Source organism: Sphingobacterium sp. xlx-96, assembly GCF_011007365.1.
In the GTDB taxonomy this organism is placed as follows: Bacteria; Bacteroidota; Bacteroidia; order Sphingobacteriales; family Sphingobacteriaceae; genus Sphingobacterium; species Sphingobacterium luzhongxinii.
The window spans coordinates 109,120-125,942 of the sequence record NZ_WFKM01000004.1; the positions used below are offsets into that span (position 1 = coordinate 109,120).

Annotated in this window: 23 protein-coding genes; 16 read left to right on the forward strand and 7 right to left on the reverse strand. The window is 39.3% G+C overall.

Annotated features, from left to right (window positions below; all coding sequences use genetic code 11):
• Positions 1–7 precede the first annotated feature (7 nt).
• The 13 genes from G7B20_RS08795 to moaCB are packed head-to-tail and all read left to right on the forward strand — an operon-like array spanning position 8 to position 8,469.
• Positions 8–574 (forward strand): 4Fe-4S dicluster domain-containing protein, encoded by a 567-nt coding sequence (locus G7B20_RS08795; RefSeq protein WP_164110354.1) that lies wholly within the window; start codon positions 8–10, stop codon positions 572–574.
• 25 nt (positions 575–599) lie between these two features.
• Positions 600–1,100 carry a Rieske (2Fe-2S) protein gene (locus G7B20_RS08800; RefSeq protein ID WP_164110356.1) on the forward strand — a complete coding sequence of 167 codons (501 nt, stop codon included), beginning with the start codon at positions 600–602 and terminating at the stop codon, positions 1,098–1,100.
• Positions 1,097–1,336 carry a DUF6755 family protein gene (locus tag G7B20_RS08805; RefSeq protein ID WP_164110358.1) on the forward strand — a complete coding sequence of 80 codons (240 nt, stop codon included), beginning with the start codon at positions 1,097–1,099 and terminating at the stop codon, positions 1,334–1,336. Before G7B20_RS08800 ends, G7B20_RS08805 begins: the two co-directional genes overlap by 4 nt.
• Positions 1,337–2,314 (forward strand): GTP 3',8-cyclase MoaA, encoded by a 978-nt coding sequence (moaA, locus tag G7B20_RS08810; RefSeq protein ID WP_164110360.1) that lies wholly within the window; start codon positions 1,337–1,339, stop codon positions 2,312–2,314.
• A 9-nt stretch (positions 2,315–2,323) separates the two neighbouring features.
• Positions 2,324–2,629 (forward strand): winged helix-turn-helix domain-containing protein, encoded by a 306-nt coding sequence (locus G7B20_RS08815; RefSeq protein WP_164110362.1) that lies wholly within the window; start codon positions 2,324–2,326, stop codon positions 2,627–2,629.
• Positions 2,630–2,647: 18 nt separating this feature from the next.
• Positions 2,648–3,313 carry a molybdopterin-dependent oxidoreductase gene (locus tag G7B20_RS08820; RefSeq protein ID WP_164110364.1) on the forward strand — a complete coding sequence of 222 codons (666 nt, stop codon included), beginning with the start codon at positions 2,648–2,650 and terminating at the stop codon, positions 3,311–3,313.
• 12 nt (positions 3,314–3,325) lie between these two features.
• A complete protein-coding gene (gene glp / locus G7B20_RS08825) occupies positions 3,326–4,498 on the forward strand; it encodes a gephyrin-like molybdotransferase Glp (RefSeq protein ID WP_164110366.1) in 1,173 nt (390 codons plus the stop codon).
• Positions 4,499–4,504: 6 nt separating this feature from the next.
• Positions 4,505–5,230, forward strand: a complete 726-nt coding sequence (locus G7B20_RS08830; RefSeq protein WP_164110368.1) for a TSUP family transporter — start codon at positions 4,505–4,507, stop codon at positions 5,228–5,230.
• A gap of 17 nt (positions 5,231–5,247) precedes the next feature.
• The gene (locus G7B20_RS08835; RefSeq protein ID WP_164110370.1) at positions 5,248–5,811 is read left to right on the forward strand and encodes a molybdenum cofactor guanylyltransferase; all 564 of its coding nucleotides are present in this window, start codon (positions 5,248–5,250) and stop codon (positions 5,809–5,811) included.
• Entirely contained in the window at positions 5,789–6,016 is a 228-nt protein-coding gene (locus G7B20_RS08840; RefSeq protein WP_164110373.1) for a MoaD/ThiS family protein, read from the forward strand. Before G7B20_RS08835 ends, G7B20_RS08840 begins: the two co-directional genes overlap by 23 nt.
• A 12-nt stretch (positions 6,017–6,028) precedes the next feature.
• Positions 6,029–7,099, forward strand: a complete 1,071-nt coding sequence (locus G7B20_RS08845) for a HesA/MoeB/ThiF family protein (RefSeq protein ID WP_164110375.1) — start codon at positions 6,029–6,031, stop codon at positions 7,097–7,099.
• Positions 7,096–7,539, forward strand: coding sequence for a molybdenum cofactor biosynthesis protein MoaE (locus tag G7B20_RS08850; protein ID WP_164110377.1), 444 nt, complete (start codon positions 7,096–7,098; stop codon positions 7,537–7,539). Before G7B20_RS08845 ends, G7B20_RS08850 begins: the two co-directional genes overlap by 4 nt.
• A 3-nt stretch (positions 7,540–7,542) precedes the next feature.
• Positions 7,543–8,469 carry a bifunctional molybdenum cofactor biosynthesis protein MoaC/MoaB gene (moaCB, locus tag G7B20_RS08855; protein ID WP_164110379.1) on the forward strand — a complete coding sequence of 309 codons (927 nt, stop codon included), beginning with the start codon at positions 7,543–7,545 and terminating at the stop codon, positions 8,467–8,469.
• Positions 8,470–8,509: 40 nt separating this feature from the next.
• Here moaCB and G7B20_RS08860 read toward each other — a convergent pair whose 3' ends face one another.
• Together G7B20_RS08860 and pyrE are read right to left on the reverse strand one after the other, a co-directional pair.
• The gene (locus G7B20_RS08860) at positions 8,510–8,905 is read right to left on the reverse strand and encodes an SRPBCC family protein (RefSeq protein ID WP_164110381.1); all 396 of its coding nucleotides are present in this window, start codon (positions 8,903–8,905) and stop codon (positions 8,510–8,512) included.
• Between the two features lie 54 nt (positions 8,906–8,959).
• Positions 8,960–9,607 (reverse strand): orotate phosphoribosyltransferase, encoded by a 648-nt coding sequence (gene pyrE, locus G7B20_RS08865; protein WP_164110383.1) that lies wholly within the window; start codon positions 9,605–9,607, stop codon positions 8,960–8,962.
• Here pyrE and G7B20_RS08870 point away from each other — a divergent pair.
• Positions 9,606–10,232: an NUDIX hydrolase gene (locus G7B20_RS08870; RefSeq protein WP_164110385.1), complete on the forward strand. Its 627-nt coding sequence runs from the start codon at positions 9,606–9,608 to the stop codon at positions 10,230–10,232. The genes pyrE and G7B20_RS08870 overlap by 2 nt on opposite strands.
• 24 nt (positions 10,233–10,256) lie before the next feature.
• Here the strand turns inward: G7B20_RS08870 and G7B20_RS08875 are convergent, their stop codons facing one another.
• The 3 genes from G7B20_RS08875 to G7B20_RS08885 form a co-directional block, all read right to left on the reverse strand.
• Positions 10,257–11,306 carry a DUF3810 domain-containing protein gene (locus G7B20_RS08875; RefSeq protein WP_164110387.1) on the reverse strand — a complete coding sequence of 350 codons (1,050 nt, stop codon included), beginning with the start codon at positions 11,304–11,306 and terminating at the stop codon, positions 10,257–10,259.
• Positions 11,307–11,367: 61 nt separating this feature from the next.
• Positions 11,368–12,429 (reverse strand): nucleoid-associated protein, encoded by a 1,062-nt coding sequence (locus tag G7B20_RS08880; RefSeq protein ID WP_164110389.1) that lies wholly within the window; start codon positions 12,427–12,429, stop codon positions 11,368–11,370.
• 30 nt (positions 12,430–12,459) lie between these two features.
• Positions 12,460–13,365, reverse strand: a complete 906-nt coding sequence (locus tag G7B20_RS08885) for a histone deacetylase (RefSeq protein ID WP_240452741.1) — start codon at positions 13,363–13,365, stop codon at positions 12,460–12,462.
• 286 nt (positions 13,366–13,651) lie between these two features.
• On the opposite strand from G7B20_RS08885, the gene G7B20_RS08890 reads away from it, so the two are divergent.
• Positions 13,652–14,311, forward strand: coding sequence for a YceH family protein (locus tag G7B20_RS08890; protein ID WP_164110392.1), 660 nt, complete (start codon positions 13,652–13,654; stop codon positions 14,309–14,311).
• Positions 14,312–14,319: 8 nt separating this feature from the next.
• Positions 14,320–15,330 (forward strand): WD40/YVTN/BNR-like repeat-containing protein, encoded by a 1,011-nt coding sequence (locus G7B20_RS08895; protein WP_164110394.1) that lies wholly within the window; start codon positions 14,320–14,322, stop codon positions 15,328–15,330.
• A gap of 415 nt (positions 15,331–15,745) precedes the next feature.
• On the opposite strand, the gene G7B20_RS08900 is transcribed toward G7B20_RS08895, so the two are convergent.
• Complete coding sequence (locus G7B20_RS08900) at positions 15,746–16,168, reverse strand: SH3 domain-containing protein (protein ID WP_164110396.1); 423 nt, start codon at positions 16,166–16,168, stop codon at positions 15,746–15,748.
• 22 nt (positions 16,169–16,190) lie between these two features.
• Positions 16,191–16,676: a BON domain-containing protein gene (locus tag G7B20_RS08905; RefSeq protein WP_164110398.1), complete on the reverse strand. Its 486-nt coding sequence runs from the start codon at positions 16,674–16,676 to the stop codon at positions 16,191–16,193.
• Between the last annotated feature and the right edge of the window lie 147 nt (positions 16,677–16,823).

A 16,823-nucleotide genomic window follows, 5' to 3' on the forward strand; every position in this document is an offset into this window, starting at 1 on the left:
ATAAAATATGATTACATATTACAAATTACAAGAAGAGTTTTTCGTTGATATGCAACGCTGTATAGGATGCAAATCCTGCGAGGCGGCCTGTGCAGAGTGCGAGACCAATGGTGAAGAGCCTATGATACATGTCAACTATGTAGATCGAAGCCATACAATCCAAACCACAGTACAGGTCTGCATGCATTGCGAGGATCCAGTATGTGCCAACGTTTGCCCCGCAGATGCTATCAGCAAAGATGAATTTGGAATTGTACATACAGCCAATACCTCACGTTGTATCGGCTGTTCCAATTGTGTCATAGCATGTCCTTTTGGTGTACCAAAAAAAATGGAGCAATACGACCTGATGATGAAGTGCAATATGTGTTACGATAGGACCAGCGTGGGAAAAAAACCAATGTGTGCTACGGTCTGCCCTAGTGGAGCACTTTTTTACGGGACCAAAGAAGAGATGGCTGCAATGCGCCCTAATTCATCACCTGTCAATCGCTTTATCTTTGGTAAAGAAATCGTCAATACAAAAGTCAACATTATGATGCCTAAAGGAAAAGAAGAGTTAAAGGTCCTATAAATTAAAACAGAAAAGAAAGATCAAAATGAGCACCGAAGATAAACATTGGAAAAAAGATTTCCCGATCAACAGATCCGAGGCCAATCAGGTTAGCCGTCGTGATTTCGCGAAATTATTGACCGTCGTATCAGGAGGTATGGTACTTGGCAACGCTGTGATTGCAGGTAATGCATTATTATCAGATAATGAAAAACCAATAAAAAAACAAAAGATATGTACTGTCAACAACATCCCGATTGGAGGGACTAAGTCTTTCGTTATGCAAAACAGTACAATTCCCTATATATTGATTCATACAGAAGAAGGTAAGTTTTATGCTTATGAACAGAAATGTACTCATCTTTCCTGTGCGGTCTATTACAAACCGGGTACGATGAAAATTGAATGTCCATGTCACAATGGATGGTTTGATGTTAAGACAGGAGACGTATTACAAGGACCTCCTCCAAGAGCTTTGAAAAAATTAGACGTTGTCCTTCAAGGAGAAGATATTTATGTACAATACCCGCAATCCGAAGATATATGAGCAATTTTAGAAGCGGACAAGAGCAATCCAATCCTCAGAAAAAAAGTATGATTATGTCAACACTTATAGTTGTGTTGCTAGCCAATTTACTGATACAGATATGGCTGTTATACACCGCATTAAATAACGCACTTGATGGACACCCAGAGGTAGCATACAGTACCTTCATTGCTTCTACGCTGCTATTTATTGCCGGTGTCTTATGGTTATATTTTCTTCCTAAAAAGGTAAAATAAATGCTAAAAGATCGCTTTGATAGACCACACGATTACCTGCGGATATCCCTTACCGATAACTGCAACTTTCGCTGTACCTATTGCATACCTAATGAAAACATCTCTTTTCTGCGCCAGAAATTCCTAATGACGCCCGACGAAATTTTCGACATCTCGAAAACCTTCGTGGATCTGGGGGTAAAAAAAATACGGCTTACGGGAGGCGAACCTTTGATACGAAAGGATTTTGCAGAAATTATTTCAAAATTATCCCTACTCCCCGTTCAGCTTGGCATTACAACCAACGGCCTTTTGATCAATCAATACATAGAAGACTTCATTCAGGCAGGGATGAACGTCGTGAACATAAGCATTGACTCTCTTCAAAAAGAAAAATTCAAAACCATTACCCAACGAGATTCTATGGGGAGAGTTTGGAATAATATTCTGCTTTGCGAAAAAAGAGGCCTGCATGTAAAGCTAAATGTAGTCGTCATCAATAAATTTAATAAAAATGAGGTTTTAGACTTCGTACATCTTACCAAAGACTTGCCGCTGCATGTGAGATTCATAGAGTTTATGCCTTTTGAAAATAATAATTGGGACAAAGAGAAGGTAGTGAGCAATCACCTGATTTTGGAAAAAATACAAAATCATTTTGAACTTTTCAAGCTTCAGGATGGAAATCACGATACCGACAAGAAATTTGGAATCTTTGGACACAGCGGAACTATCAGCTTCATCTCTACGCTGTCCGATTCTTTTTGCGGAAACTGTAATCGGATCCGGATTACTGCGGATGGCAAAATTAAAAATTGCCTTTTTGGGAAAGATGAGTTCGATATTTTAGAAAATCTTCGTAAAGGGAACGATATTGTTCCCATTGTACAGCAAGCAATTCTAAAAAAGCACGCAAAACTGGGTGGTCAGTTTGAGGATTATCAGCATTTGAATCCCAATACGATGACAAACCGAAGCATGATAAAAATAGGAGGCTAACTGTAAACAATGGCGCAACAAAAAAATTATACCATAAAAGTAAGGATCTGGATTGAAGAAGATAATGAGCCATTCTTGGGCTATGGCAAGGTGAAATTATTGGAAAACATTCAGAAGATTGGTTCTATAACAAATGCCGCCAAAGAAATGGGCATGTCTTACAGAAAAGCCTGGGAGCTGGTAAATGTATTAAAAGAAAGATCTGTAAAACCCCTAGTGCATAAAATAATCGGAGGCAGCAAATGTAGCGGCGCAGAGCTTACAAATGAAGGAGAAGCAGCCGTCCAGCAGTTTTACTGCTGGAAAACCTCATAAAATCGAAACTAAATATAGATGAAATTCATTTTAAACTTTAAAAAATTTGCCCCTCAGTATTCCTTACAGAGCATACTGTATTTATCCTCCTTGCAATGTTTCTATGTGCTGGCCCTAGCTCTTCTACTAAGCGGATGCAGTGAAAACAAGACGAAAGATAACATCAACCACAAAACGGTACCCCATCAGCATATCGAAAAAAAAGAACGTGTTGCATGCAAAAATTGGGATGAAAAAGCCAAATATTTCTCCAAGAGTATTGAGGTGACAGGCGAAGTAGAAAACAAGCTGGTACTTACCGTCGATGATTTGAAGAAAATGAACCAAAATAACCTGAACAACGTGGACATCATCTGCGAAAACGGTGCTAAGACAAGTGTACGCAAATCATATAAAGGGGTGCTTCTGAAAGATATTCTAAGTAAGGCAAAAATCATTCAGCATCATCATAGGGATCGAAACTTCTACATCGTAGCCCGAGCCAGTGACGATTATATGGCCACCTTTTCCTGGGCGGAATTATTCAACAATGTCAATGGTGAGAAAACATACGTGATGTACGAAGAAAACGAAAAACCCATACAGGATGAGGGTGCCATGATCCTCATTTCCAAAAACGACCTTAAAACTGGTCCCAGACATGTAAGCTGGTTGAAATCCATAGAAGTATATCGGGTAAAATAAAATTTAAAAAAAATGATATCGATACATACAGCATTCGAAATTCTAGATAAGAACATTTTCCCCTGTCCCGAAGAAATAGTTTCCCTTTACGAAAGCCTGAACCGGGTTGCCTCGGAAGATATTCGTTCGCCCATAGAAGTCCCGAGTTTCGATAACTCGGCGATGGACGGCTACGCATTTCGGATACAAAACTTGGAAAAATTTCAGAAACTTAAAGTAAAAGATGAAGTTCAGGCGGGCGTCGCCTCGTTACCCGAACTAGAAGAAGGCACCGCCATTCGGATTTTAACGGGTGCTCCGATTCCGAAAAACGCAGATACCGTGGTCCCCCAAGAGGATGTAACCCTCCGAGATGGATTTTTATTCCTGAAAAAAGAAATCCAGCAAGGAGCCAACATTCGCAAAAAAGGAACACAGACCAAAAAAGGAAATTTGGCTTTAAAAAAACATACAAAAATAACGGCAGAGATCATTGGCTTTCTTGCCACGCTGGGAATTCACGAGCTGCCTGTATTTTCCAAGCCCAAGGTAGGCATAATCGTTACTGGCAAGGAATTGGTTCCGCTGGGAAAAGAATTGAAATCTTACCAGATTTATGAAAGTAATTCCGTGTTTCTGCGGGCAGCATTACAAACCCTAGATATAGAAACCTCATTTTCCTTCTGGGCAGATGATGAAGCAGTTTCCTTAAAAATGATGGTAGCAGAACACGCCAAAAATGTAGATGTATTGCTCTTTACCGGTGGTATTTCCGTAGGCGATTATGATTTTATAAAGCCAGTTTTGGAACAATTAGGGGTCAGGGAGTATTTTTATAAAATCAAGCAAAAACCCGGAAAGCCCTTTTACTTCGGGTTCTTGGATAAAACCACTGTTTTTGCTCTTCCCGGAAATCCTGCTGCGGTGGCAACATGCTTTCATATCTACGTAAAGCCCTATCTTTCACTAATGATGGGCGTTGCAAAGACCAAAAAGGAACAAGCCATCCTGCTAAACGAGTATCGGAAAAAAGCTGGACTTACCCATTTTGTAAAAGCTTTTGCAGAAAACAATAAGGTGGAAATCCTGCAAAATCAATCGTCCTATCAAATGGATTCTTTTTCCAAAGCAAATGCCCTTGCGGTGCTCAGAGAAGAACAGGATTATTTTCAAATCGGTGAAAATATTGAAATCATAAAACTTTAATCTAAGATGGAACCTATTGTACTATACCTTCTTTTTGCCACGGTGGCCGCATTGTACGCCTCGGTAGGACATGGTGGCGCAAGTGGCTATATTGCGCTGATGGCTCTGTTTGCCTTTCCACAAAGCGAAATCAAAACCAATGCTTTATTTTTGAACCTCTTCGTTTCGCTTATCGCATTTTCCCAGTACTACAAAAAAAAATATTTTCCTTATAAATTGTTTTTTACGCTCGTTGCATGTTCTATCCCCATGGCGTTTTTAGGAGGCATGTGGACGCTTAATGATAAAGTTTACAAAGTTATTTTAGGAATTATCCTGTTAATTCCTGTCGCAAAATTTCTAGGACTTATCCCCAACTATAATTTTAATGTAAAACAAAATATTCCTTTAACCGTAGTTTTAGGAATTACCATAGGGTTACTTTCCGGATTATTGGGAATTGGCGGAGGCATTATTCTAAGTCCAATCTTAATTTTGCTCGGATGGTGTGGCGTGAAGCAAACCAGTGCAGTAAGTGCCATATTTATTTTCGTTAATTCCTTATCAGGATTATTGGGGAAAAGTACGGATGGTCTGCATCTTTCGGGCAACATACTTCCCATCCTAATATTTACGATTATAGGAGGACTTATAGGAAGCTATTTAGGCTCCAAAAAATTCCGGGTGCAGTGGATTAAAAATATTTTGGCCGTGGTATTGTTAATCGCTTGCTTCAAACTGTTTACGACATGATTACCAAGATCTATATTTTGGCTGGAGGAAAAAGTTCCAGAATGGGGAAAGACAAAGGCCTAAAAATGATTAATCAGATCCGTCTAATAGAATATCTTCTGCTGACTTTGCGAAAAATTCCTTCATTAGATATTGTTATCATCGCCCATAATAAAGGTTATGAAGACTTTGGCGTCCCCATTATCGAAGATGTTTATAAAGACAAAGGTCCTTTGGGTGGAATTTTCACCGCTCTTTCCCATACAAAAGAAGACGCAATGATCATCAGTGTTGACACGCCGTTTATCTCCCAAGAAAACCTGATGAAACTTCTGAAAGATCAAAATAAACGGGAAGTTCTTTTTTTGGAGAATAATGGAAAAAACTTTCCTTTGTGCGCCGTATATTCAATAGGTTTGAAAGAGAGAATAGAAAAGCGGATAAAAGACAACCAACTTAAGTTATTTGATTTTTTGGAAACTGTAGCTTTACAAGCTTTATCTATAGAAATGAATCCATTAGAAAGACTAAACCTCAACACCCCGGAAGATTTGTTTTCGGCAGAACAACTGTTACAAAATGAAAATTCAAACCTTTGGTAAAATTACGGAAATTATCGACAGGAATATTGAAATTCCATTTCCGCTCACATTATCCGAATTGAAGAAAATATTGGAAGAAAATTTTCTGACACTCTCCACCATAAGCTATACGATTGCAATAGATGGCGAGTTGGCTAACGATGTAGAAACCCTTATAGAACAGCCCAAAACCATAGCTCTTTTGCCCCCGTTTTCGGGAGGATAAAATTAAGAAGATATGCAACGATATTCCAGACAAATAATTTTACCCGAATTTGGTGACACTGTTCAGCAAAAGCTATTGCAATCCAAAGTATTGGTAATAGGTGCAGGTGGCTTGGGAGTTCCCGTATTACAATATCTTTCTGCGGCAGGAGTTGGAGAGATAGGTGTGATGGATGGAGATATTTTAGAGCTTACCAATCTGCAGAGGCAAGTCTTGTACGATGAAACCGAAATTGGAAAAAACAAAGCCGTGGTAGCCGTAGAAAAATTAAAAAAATTCAACTCCGAAATTAAATTTAATGTTTTCAACTTTTTTCTGGATCAGGATCATGTTTTCGAACTTGTTGAAAAATATGATATCATTGTTGACTGTACAGATAATTTCGCTACCCGATATTTGGTGAATGATGTTTGCTATTGGCTGAATAAGTATTTGGTATTCACATCAATTTTTCAGTATGAAGCGCAGTTGTCGGTGTTTCATTACGGAGAAAATCCATTTAATTTAAGGGATATTTTTTCGGACATTCCAGATAAAACCTCTGTCCCCGACTGCAACGAAGCTGGCGTAGTGGGCGTTTTGGCAGGTATTGCAGGATGCTTTCAGGCCAATGAAGTTCTCAAAATAATTACCGGAATAGGCGATGTGATATCGGGGAAGTTACAGCTGTTCAATGCTAAAGACAATTCCAACATCCAAATAGGGCTTACAAAAAATAAGCAGGCATTTTTACCTACATCCAAACAAGATATTTTGGATAGAAACTATGATTTTTCTTGTGAATCCTTTTTTTCCATACACAACATAAAAGAGCTAGAGCGAATTATGAATTTAGAAAAATCTTGCCTTATTGATGTGCGAGAATTCGAAGAACTTCCCAAGGTTACCGCTTTTCCATGTCTGGAAATTCCCTTGGGTGGTTTAAAGCAAAATTTATCTGAACTCAACAACTTTGAACATTGGATTTTCATTTGCCAAAGTGGCGTAAGAAGCAGAAAAGCGATTCAGATTTTAAATGAAAACCGCTCCAACACAACAAAAATATATCAAGTAGAAAACGGCTTTCAAATTTTTGAATCATGAAAGAAATCAAACTTAAAAACAGTTTTATCCAAGGAGCTATTCCTCCCGAAAAAATAGCTGCCGGCATTGCCCATCATCAGCATAAAACCAATATTGGCGGTCACGCAATATTTTTAGGACAGGTAAGAGCCGACCAAATAGACGGGAAAATCGTAAAAGCCATCGAGTTTAGCGCTTATCCCGAATTGGCGGAAAAGAAGATTGCAGAAATACGGGAAGATATTTTCGCCAAATATGAACTTACTTGCATGCATATTTATCACAGCTTAGGAGTCATCAATGCCGGAGAACTCTGTCTTTTTGTTTTCACCTCATCTAGACATCGGAAACCTGCACAAAAAGCCTGTGACGAGTTGGTGGAACGCATCAAGGCGGAAGTTCCCATTTGGGGAAAAGAAATCTTTGAGGATCAAACTTATCAATGGAAAGAAAATAATTAGAACATGGTAGATATTACACACAAAAATAATACCCTTAGGATTGCTGTCGCTCAAGCGGTTGTTTCCGTAAGCAAGCAAGAAACCATAGATGCCATCATTGGCAAAAAAGTACCTAAAGGTGATGTTTTCGAAATGGCAAAAACGGCGGGTTTATTTGCAGCCAAACGTACTGCAGACATGATTCCCGATTGCCATCCGCTACCTATTGAATATGCCAAAATATCTTACAATATTCAGCATCTGCACATCTACATCCAAGTAGAAATAAAAACCATCTACAAAACAGGTGTGGAAGTTGAAGCCATGCATTCCGCCTCCGTGGTGGCTCTTACCATGTACGATATGCTGAAGCCGATCGACAAAGAAATTGAAATTCAAAATATAAAGCTGATCCATAAAAAAGGAGGAAAATCAGACAAGAAAGATTCCTTTGAAACCCCTATCAAAACGGCTGTTTTGGTATGTTCCGACAGTATTTCCAAAGGTGAGAAAGAGGACAAATCGGGCAAGGCTATTGTAGAAAAATTGCAAGCCTATCCGACACAGATTTTACATTACGACATTATTCCGGACGGTGTGGAATCCATTCAAAATCAGGTACAGGAATATCTGGACAATCAAGTAGAATTAATTTTAATTACCGGTGGAACAGGTCTCTCCAAAAGAGACTTCACCTCAGAAGCGGTAAAATCTTTGCTGGACAGGGAAATCCCGGGAATTGGCGAACACTTGAGACAATATGGGCAAAACAGAATGCCTTACTCTATTTTGTCCCGAAGTATTGGTGGATTAATTGGCAACACCTTAGTTATTGCATTGCCTGGTTCTACCAACGGAGCAAAGGAATCTATGGACGCTCTATTTCCACATATTCTCCATTTGTTCAAAATGATACACTCGGGAAAGCATGGAGAACAAGACGCTATCTAAATAAAAAAGGGGCATTGCATTTCCCCCTTTTTTTATTTTTTTATCCCAATATTCCCTTCAACCGTTGAACCTGGTGATCCACTAACTTCTGTAGTGGCCCGGAAGCCATCATCTTCATCATCATATTAAGCTGTGCTTCGATTACAAATATTGCTTTTGTCTCTTCCCCGTGCTCCTCCAATCTCCAAGCTAATCGAATTTCGAACGGAGCCTCTTCTGAAGGTACACAAACAATCTCTTTATTCTCGACTCTTTGGCTTATCTTCAATGCCAATTTTGCCATATTCTTAATCGTAAAACGTGCTTCATCGACAGTTGAGGTCCAATTGTATATATTCTCGGGCATTAACTGCTCATGGTTATTCAAATCGGCCAAGAAAGCATAAACATCACCTACAGGTTTATTTATAATCACATTATTTTGGATTACAGTCATATCACTAAGATTTATATTTTAACTTTATAGAAATGATGTTAGCTATGTATCATTTTAAACTTCAGGAGTCCAATTTGCTGGATCTAAACGCCACTGCTCTAAAACCGCTACATCAGCCTCAAGAACATAACTTTTATCTACCGCAACATGAATAAGCGCATTGTAATCACATAAGCTAAACAACGGACATTTTGCTTCCGCAAAATTAGTTGTAGCAATATCCAAGCCGTAGGTAAAAATCGACACCAAGCCAACTACATTACAGCCCGCGTCACGCAAAGCTTTTACAGCTTGTAGAGAACTTTTTCCAGTAGAAACCAAATCTTCAATTACAACAACACGTTGTCCCGAAATAGCCTCACCCTCGATCAAATTTTGGCGGCCATGCTCTTTGGCACTACTCCGTACATAAGTAAAAGGCAATCCTAAATCTTGTGCTACCAGTACACCCTGAGGTATCCCTGCAGTTGCCACACCCGATATCATATCTACCGATCCAAACTCCTCTTGGATTAATTGAGAAAGCTTTTGACGTATGTATGTACGAATAGCAGGATGTGATAATGCGACACGATTATCACAGTAAATTGGAGACTTCCAGCCCGAAGCCCATGTAAAAGGACTTTTAGGTTGTAATTTTATTGCTTTAATTTGCAATAAGGATTCAGCAACTTTTTGTTCAACCTCATTAAAATTATTCATGGCACAAATTTATAAAATTTATATGAACCAAAGCCTGCTAATTTTAGCAGATTTTGCCCCCTTGATCAAGGGAACCGTACAAACAATTGGTTTACAAGATATTGATCTCGAAAAACTTTTTAACAGCATCACGAAAAACAATGACTTAACTTACTTATATGTGCACCCTAATATTAATCAGGTATTAAAAACCATATTGACAAAGGTAAAGATCATTCACGCAGCAGGAGGATTGGTAAAAAATGGAGATGGCGACTATCTTTTCATTTATAGACTCGATAAATGGGATTTACCCAAAGGCAAAGTAGAGGAATCTGAAAAAATGAAAGACGCAGCCCTACGCGAGGTAGAAGAAGAATGTGGGATTAAAGTAAATTATCTAGGCCCTAAAATAGCGACCACTTATCATACGTATTATATGCGTGGAAAATTTGTCCTAAAACAAACAAAATGGTATGAAATGGGTGTCAATAAGGTTCCGAAATTAATCCCACAAACAGAAGAGGATATTACCGAAGCAATCTGGCTGAATGCAAAAGAATTAGACAAGGTGGAACGTAACACCTACCCCCTAATAAGTGAAATATTAAATACTATTAAAAAGAAAAAACAAAAAAAACAGTAAAAAAGAGGTTTATGCCCTCCTCCTTCATCTAGTGGGAGGAGCATACAACTTCTCTTTTTCTTCCTTTGACATTTTATGTCTTTGTTGCTTTTCCCAGGCAACTATAAGTTTTGCCATCATATCATAACGCGCCAATCCCTCGGGTTGATTGTTATGCTGCAAATATTGATTATAAAACAGACTGGTAAGATGCTCAATCCAACCTTGCTTGGATTTCCAAAAAGCATACTCTTCCTTAAAATCTGCACGTACTTTTTCAGACAACATATTGCGCAATCGTTCCATCTGCACTTTATCTTTAGAAAAAGGTTTCAAGAGACTCTTGATGGCCGCATAATAAGCAGTATATCTATACCAGCGATTTTCATGATCCACCAACATGCGAAAAGCAATAAAATTACACTCATCTTCAAATCCAACTCCCATCTGATGCGCTAGCTCGTGTACATATACGAAGGGGTATAAACTGTTAGGAATCTCTTGATTAATATGAGCCTCCATAGTAAAAGGATTAAAGTAACCGGAAACCGTAAAATAGGAAATCAATTTACTGGATAGAGGAACCTTGGCATGCACCTGTGCCTGGGAAAGGAAAGAAACAAATACAGTATCTTTTCGGATATACTTTTCTAGATCCATCTTTACACCCAAACGAGGTTGGTGCTCCAGATCTAACTGCTCTCTAAGTCTATTAGCCATAACAATATACTTGGCCAAGACCTCCGTATAATCATCGACATGGGTTCCCTGTATATCTAAATGTAAATACTCGCTCACAGGTAATCGGAAATAGTTAAGACCCCAGTTAATGTAAAAAAAAGTATACAGCACACATAATAGGGTCACCAATTGCAAACCATATTTTAGTCCATCCTGCCAAATCCGTTTCCATAGCGACATAGTGATACGTACCAACAGCAACAGCATGATGATCACTACGCCTAAATATAGCAAATCCCCTACACTAAACGGCACCCAAGAAAAAAGCAAAATCGATAGATAGGAAAATACAGGATAAAAAGTTTGCGAATAATAGCGTTCTATCCAGTCTGGTCTATCCTTAGCGAAGAACATACAAAAATGAAGAAAAAGACAAATGCCAATTAGTACATAACAAAGTATCTTCTTCTCTGTGTTACCCCTCGCTCTCATTTTCATAATACAACTTATAATAGTTCATCCCCTTCTCCTCATCATACCCATGTTCCAAATATTCCCGTTTCCCATGTACATAAACATGGAAATTCTTATCCAGCTTAATAACCGACTTATAGGAAGACTGCATTTTCTTCACCGCTGGTGTTGCAATCTCAAAGCTAGCCTGAAAAGGCAAATCAAATTCATCCTCAAAATTCTGTTTATACTCATTAAACAAGCCCGCAGCCTGAGGGTTACCGATAACCTCCTCTTCAAACTCAGCACTATCAAATGTCTCTTTCGTCTTAAAATAATTCATAGACCGATTTAACAAATCTATTTTGTCTGCAGTCTCTAACTCAAAGACCTCATCCAACTTCTCATTGACAAAATTTTTATACACCTTCATCAGATTTCCCGTCTGTTGATAATTATCATTTCGGGATTTAAGCTGCAGAAAATTATCCTTCCAATACACCGCTTCCGATTGATTGGTCTGATCCACAACAAGCACCTTAAACCCTTCCTCAACTTCCGTATTGACAATAACTACGCCCTTATCGAGTTTATTAATATTGATAGCATCTTGCTCATAGTTCAACTGAAACCCCCCTTGTTCCGGATATACTTTCAGATAAGCTTCTTTATTCTCTGACTTAAAAATCCCCACAGCACTCCAATCCTCTCCTTCCATCTGCACATTCTTTAGCGATACCACATACACCTCCCCTGGCTTAATCTTAGGATGTTCGGACACCTCATACAGATGCTTAGTAACCTGCTGCGAAAACTCATGAAAATCAATCTCCCGATCAAAAAACTTCTTACTGAAGTGATAGACTTCGTTGAGTTGCAATTCCTCATTCGGATGAAAAAAACGATACACCTCATTGGCCTTAACGAAAGGTTTCATAAAGTACTGCATCAGTAAATCCGGCAATACCTCATCCCCCACTAAATCCACAGGCGCCTCGGATAAGATATAGAACTCATCATTGGCTTTATTACCAACATGGTGTATGGATAAATTTTCAAAAGAGGCATCTTGATAAAAAAACATAGTATAAAATTAAAAGTCAGAAGTTAAAAATTAGAAATCAAAAATAGCAATTGCTGCTCGATAAGTTTCGACATGTGCATTGACAATATCACGAATCTGCGTCGAATACCCACCTCCCATACTGACCTGTACAGGAACTTTTCGTACATTACAGCTTTCCAACACCATCCTATCCCGCTCTCGGCACCCAGCAGCAGACACCTTCAGTTTACCAAGCTTGTCCGAACTTAAGATATCGACTCCTGCTTGATAAAAAACAAAATCAGGATTAACAGTTTCAAAAACAAAGGCAAGATTCTCCCCTAGTAACTGTAAATACTGCTCATCCAGGATCCCATCCTCCAAAGCGATATCCCTATCAGAACGCTCCTTGATAAAAGGAAAATTCTTGTCACCATGCATCGAAAAAGTATACACCGAAGAGACTTTCTCAAAGATATGTGCCGTACCATTACCTTGATGCACATCCAAATCGATAATCAAAACACGTGTTGCCAACCCTTGTTCCAACAAATAAGCCGCCGCTATCGCCTGATCGTTCATCAAACAGAAACCCTCTCCAAAATCACGTCCTGCATGATGTGTACCACCGGCCACATTAAAAGATATACCATAGTCCAACGCAAATAAAGCAGATTTTATAGTACCGTCCACCAAATAACGTTCTCGATCGACCAATTCCTGTGTCAACGGAAATCCTATACGCCGCACCATCTTTGCATCCAACGTCAAATCAAACAGCCGACGTAAATAATACGTATCATGAGCCAGCGCCGCCGTTTCAAAATCAACCATCTTCGGTTCAAAAAAATTAACAGCAGAGACCAGCCCCTCGTAGCAGAGCTGCTCAGGAATCAGTTCATACTTCAACATCGGGAAGCGATGCCCCTCACGCACAGGGTGAACATATTTGGTATGATAAGCGATTTTCAGCAATTCGTTATATTTTCAACCCACGAAAATACGAAGAAGTAAATAATTCGAGCAATTATATCTTCTTACAATCCGAACATAGCAACCAGCTATCACCATTACAAGAACTTGCTTCGACTTCCCAAACAGGAACGACGACCGCCGAAGGCAGATGCATAGCAAACTAATTTATCCAAAAGCACAACCGTCCAATCCTAATAATATCGAAATAACAACAAACACAGCCCCTGCACTTTGCCAAACACGAATATTTCTTATCTTAGAAAACAATTATACTTTACAGACAACAATGGAAGAAATAAAAACGTTACCTCAATTAAGCCAAGAAGAGATTCGCGTCTTAGGATGCCTGTTGGAAAAGTCGAAAACCACACCTGAATATTACCCCATGACCATCAACAGTCTACAAGCAGCCTGTAACCAAAAAACATCACGCAAACCCGTGGTAAATTATGATGAAAGCACCATCATCAGCACCTTAGATGGTTTAAAGCGCCGCGGGTTAGTCTCTACTGTAGTAGGCGGAGGTTCACGCGTCACCAAATACAAACACAATATTGCCATTCAATACCCTCTAGTACCTGCCGAATTAGCAGCCCTATGTCTATTATTCTTAAGAGGCCCCCTTACGGCTGGAGAGATCAACTCCAACTCAGGACGTCTTTACGAATTCGAAACATTAGATGAAGTACAGGAATTATTAAATAAACTCGCAGAAGACGAAACACCCTATGTCAAGTTATTGGCCAAACGTCCCGGACAGAAGGAAGCCCGATACATCCATCTTTTTGGTGAATTCGACGAAGAAGACTACGAAACAAGTGCAACAACAGTCTCCACAGGGTCAAGCGCTCAGGTACAAGCTTTAGAAGAACGGGTAACAACATTAGAAACAGAACTAGCAACCTTACGCGAAGAATTCAATAAGCTTATGGCAGAACTAAGCTAAAATCAAGAATGAAAAGAACAATTTCTCTGATTGCCGGAGTATTTGGCATGCTAACCATAAGCTTTGCCCAAACTTTTGTACCACTAGTAGAAAACAAACCTTCTAGTTTCAGAGGGTTAGCAACCTATGGAAAAGAGACCGTATGGGTTTCAGGAAGCAAAGGAACTGTAGGCTACTCCACTGATAAAGGTAAAAATTGGCAATGGGTAAACCCCAGAGGATATGAAAATATTGATTTCAGAGATATTGCTGTAATCAACAGAAAGGAAGCCCTGATCATGGGAGTCGGCTCCCCTGCCATTGTACTAAAAACCAAAGATGCGGGAAAAACATGGACCAAAGTCTATGAAGATAGCAGGCCCGAGATTTTCCTGGACGACCTGACCTTAGATGGAAAAACAGGCTATATCTTAGGTGACCCTATCAACGGAGCCTTCCAGCTTTTAAAAACCACAGACAAGGGAAACTCATGGAAGGATGTAAGCAACGAGTTCATACTCTTTGCCGATTCAGGAGAAGCCGCATTTGCAGCTTCCGGTACCTCTATGAAACAATGGAAGGAAAGACTCTATATCGGAACAGGAGGAAGATATGCTAGCTTTTTTGACCTTAATCCCAAAGCCCTCCGCGTAGACAAATACGATTGTCCGATCCTATCGGGCAAAGCTTCCGCGGGAATTTTTGCAATTGATTTCATCAATCCCAACACTGGAATTGCAGTAGGTGGCGATTACCTATCCGATCAGGACAATAGCAATAGTATACTTTTGACAAACGATGCAGGCAAAAACTGGGTCAGACCAAACACCCCTGTACAGGGCTACCGTTCCGATGTATGCTATATCACCGAAAAAATCGTACTGGCCACTGGAACATCTGGCACAGACATTTCCTACGATGGGGGCATGAACTGGAAAAACATATCCCAGGATAGCTTTAACACCATTAGTAAAAGCCCTGACAGTAAAACCATATACTTAACGGGATCAAAAGGCAATATCTTCAGGCTAATTTTATAGCCTTTTAGCATAATATTTACCAGCTATTACTTTTTAAAACAACAGCTGGTAAATATTACTTATATTCGATAAGTAGCCTAAGACAAGGTAGTAACTACAGTTATCCAAAAACACCTGAATCCGTGTTGAGTCCGAGTTGAATCCATGCATATCTTAGAGTCAGGTTGCTATTATCTTGAAAGGAATTCGCACACCGTTACCTTCTTAATACTTAATAGGCTCTTAATACTATCTATAACCTATCTACATACAAGGATCTTACCTTCCAGCCCCTTATTAAGAGGAAAACTACCCCATGTTCATTCATCCGCAAATTGTATATCTTCATTATATAAATAAAACAGCGAAGCCCCATACTATTGTCTAGTATAGGGCCTTTGCAAAATTAAAAACGGTAAATCTTTAAACTTATAACCTATCCGATAGGCTCCAGATATTGCGCATAACAGTATCCCTCTTCCCCATCTTTCGTACGTACTAACCACCATTGGCTATTCGCTCTGCTGATCAAGGTAATAATCTCATCCTTTGCAGCTTTCCCTACAATAGGCTGGTCTGTTCCTGGTCCTTTACGTACATTGAGATTTGAGCTTTCAGTAATGACTCGAGCTTGTGTACCCGCTACCGCTGAAGACACATCCACATTCATAACCACATCACCAGATAAAAAATTAGGATCTATCTGATTATAGATATCCCATAGTTTATTTTTGACATCGGCATTCGGAGCTGTACCTCTTATTTGTAAAACGCCATCCTGTTCTGCCATCTGCAAATCACTGATACCTGATGCATTAGCGGTATCAATCAAAACTTTATATTTATTTAGTAAAGACATATTTTCTTTTGTTTTAAAATCACTATTTAACAACTAACGCCGACATATCCACTTTTTTAGGATTCAAGGCATCCAACGATTGCTTCAAAACCATAACCCGCGCCTGCTCCAATGTACCTGTAACCGTAATCACACCACCTGCTACTGTAGCTTTTACCGTTGGAAAATCTTTTGTTGCGTCCACAATCTTAGCGGTCAGGTCTGCATCATTGGTATTGATTTCTATAGGAGCCTGTACCGTAATATTATTGACTACAGATTTAACTCCCTTAGCATCCGCCGCCTTAGCCGAGTTTTCTAATGCCATTCGCTCATCTTCTGAGCCTACTGTACCTGTCAGGGTAACTACACCATCCTTGACATCAACCATAACCCCCGGACTTGCACTAACTGCCGTTTCTACCTTTGCTTTTAAATCCGCATCCGATATCTTGGATTTACAAGAGATTGTCCCTAAGGCAACTACCCCAGCCACCAGGAACATGGATAATACTTTTCTTAAACTCATAATCATGTTGTTTTTTAAATTTCAATAAAAAAACAGTTAAGCACTGTATTTGTTTTGGGGAGAGGTTTATTTTTTTCGACAGGATTAAGAACACAAAACATACCGTATATTAGCAGAACAGTTACCCATATAGCCCAAACAACAAAA

Coding starts and splice junctions, on each gene's coding strand:
- G7B20_RS08795 (WP_164110354.1), top strand. CDS start 8: ATGATTACATATTACAAATTACAAGAAGAGTTTTTCGTTGATATGCAA.
- G7B20_RS08800 (WP_164110356.1), top strand. CDS start 600: ATGAGCACCGAAGATAAACATTGGAAAAAAGATTTCCCGATCAACAGA.
- G7B20_RS08805 (WP_164110358.1), top strand. CDS start 1,097: ATGAGCAATTTTAGAAGCGGACAAGAGCAATCCAATCCTCAGAAAAAA.
- moaA (WP_164110360.1), top strand. CDS start 1,337: ATGCTAAAAGATCGCTTTGATAGACCACACGATTACCTGCGGATATCC.
- G7B20_RS08815 (WP_164110362.1), top strand. CDS start 2,324: ATGGCGCAACAAAAAAATTATACCATAAAAGTAAGGATCTGGATTGAA.
- G7B20_RS08820 (WP_164110364.1), top strand. CDS start 2,648: ATGAAATTCATTTTAAACTTTAAAAAATTTGCCCCTCAGTATTCCTTA.
- glp (WP_164110366.1), top strand. CDS start 3,326: ATGATATCGATACATACAGCATTCGAAATTCTAGATAAGAACATTTTC.
- G7B20_RS08830 (WP_164110368.1), top strand. CDS start 4,505: ATGGAACCTATTGTACTATACCTTCTTTTTGCCACGGTGGCCGCATTG.
- G7B20_RS08840 (WP_164110373.1), top strand. CDS start 5,789: ATGAAAATTCAAACCTTTGGTAAAATTACGGAAATTATCGACAGGAAT.
- G7B20_RS08845 (WP_164110375.1), top strand. CDS start 6,029: ATGCAACGATATTCCAGACAAATAATTTTACCCGAATTTGGTGACACT.
- G7B20_RS08850 (WP_164110377.1), top strand. CDS start 7,096: ATGAAAGAAATCAAACTTAAAAACAGTTTTATCCAAGGAGCTATTCCT.
- moaCB (WP_164110379.1), top strand. CDS start 7,543: ATGGTAGATATTACACACAAAAATAATACCCTTAGGATTGCTGTCGCT.
- G7B20_RS08860 (WP_164110381.1), bottom strand. CDS start 8,905: ATGACTGTAATCCAAAATAATGTGATTATAAATAAACCTGTAGGTGAT.
- G7B20_RS08870 (WP_164110385.1), top strand. CDS start 9,606: ATGGCACAAATTTATAAAATTTATATGAACCAAAGCCTGCTAATTTTA.
- pyrE (WP_164110383.1), bottom strand. CDS start 9,607: ATGAATAATTTTAATGAGGTTGAACAAAAAGTTGCTGAATCCTTATTG.
- G7B20_RS08875 (WP_164110387.1), bottom strand. CDS start 11,306: ATGTTCTTCGCTAAGGATAGACCAGACTGGATAGAACGCTATTATTCG.
- G7B20_RS08880 (WP_164110389.1), bottom strand. CDS start 12,429: ATGTTTTTTTATCAAGATGCCTCTTTTGAAAATTTATCCATACACCAT.
- G7B20_RS08890 (WP_164110392.1), top strand. CDS start 13,652: ATGGAAGAAATAAAAACGTTACCTCAATTAAGCCAAGAAGAGATTCGC.
- G7B20_RS08895 (WP_164110394.1), top strand. CDS start 14,320: ATGAAAAGAACAATTTCTCTGATTGCCGGAGTATTTGGCATGCTAACC.
- G7B20_RS08900 (WP_164110396.1), bottom strand. CDS start 16,168: ATGTCTTTACTAAATAAATATAAAGTTTTGATTGATACCGCTAATGCA.
- G7B20_RS08905 (WP_164110398.1), bottom strand. CDS start 16,676: ATGAGTTTAAGAAAAGTATTATCCATGTTCCTGGTGGCTGGGGTAGTT.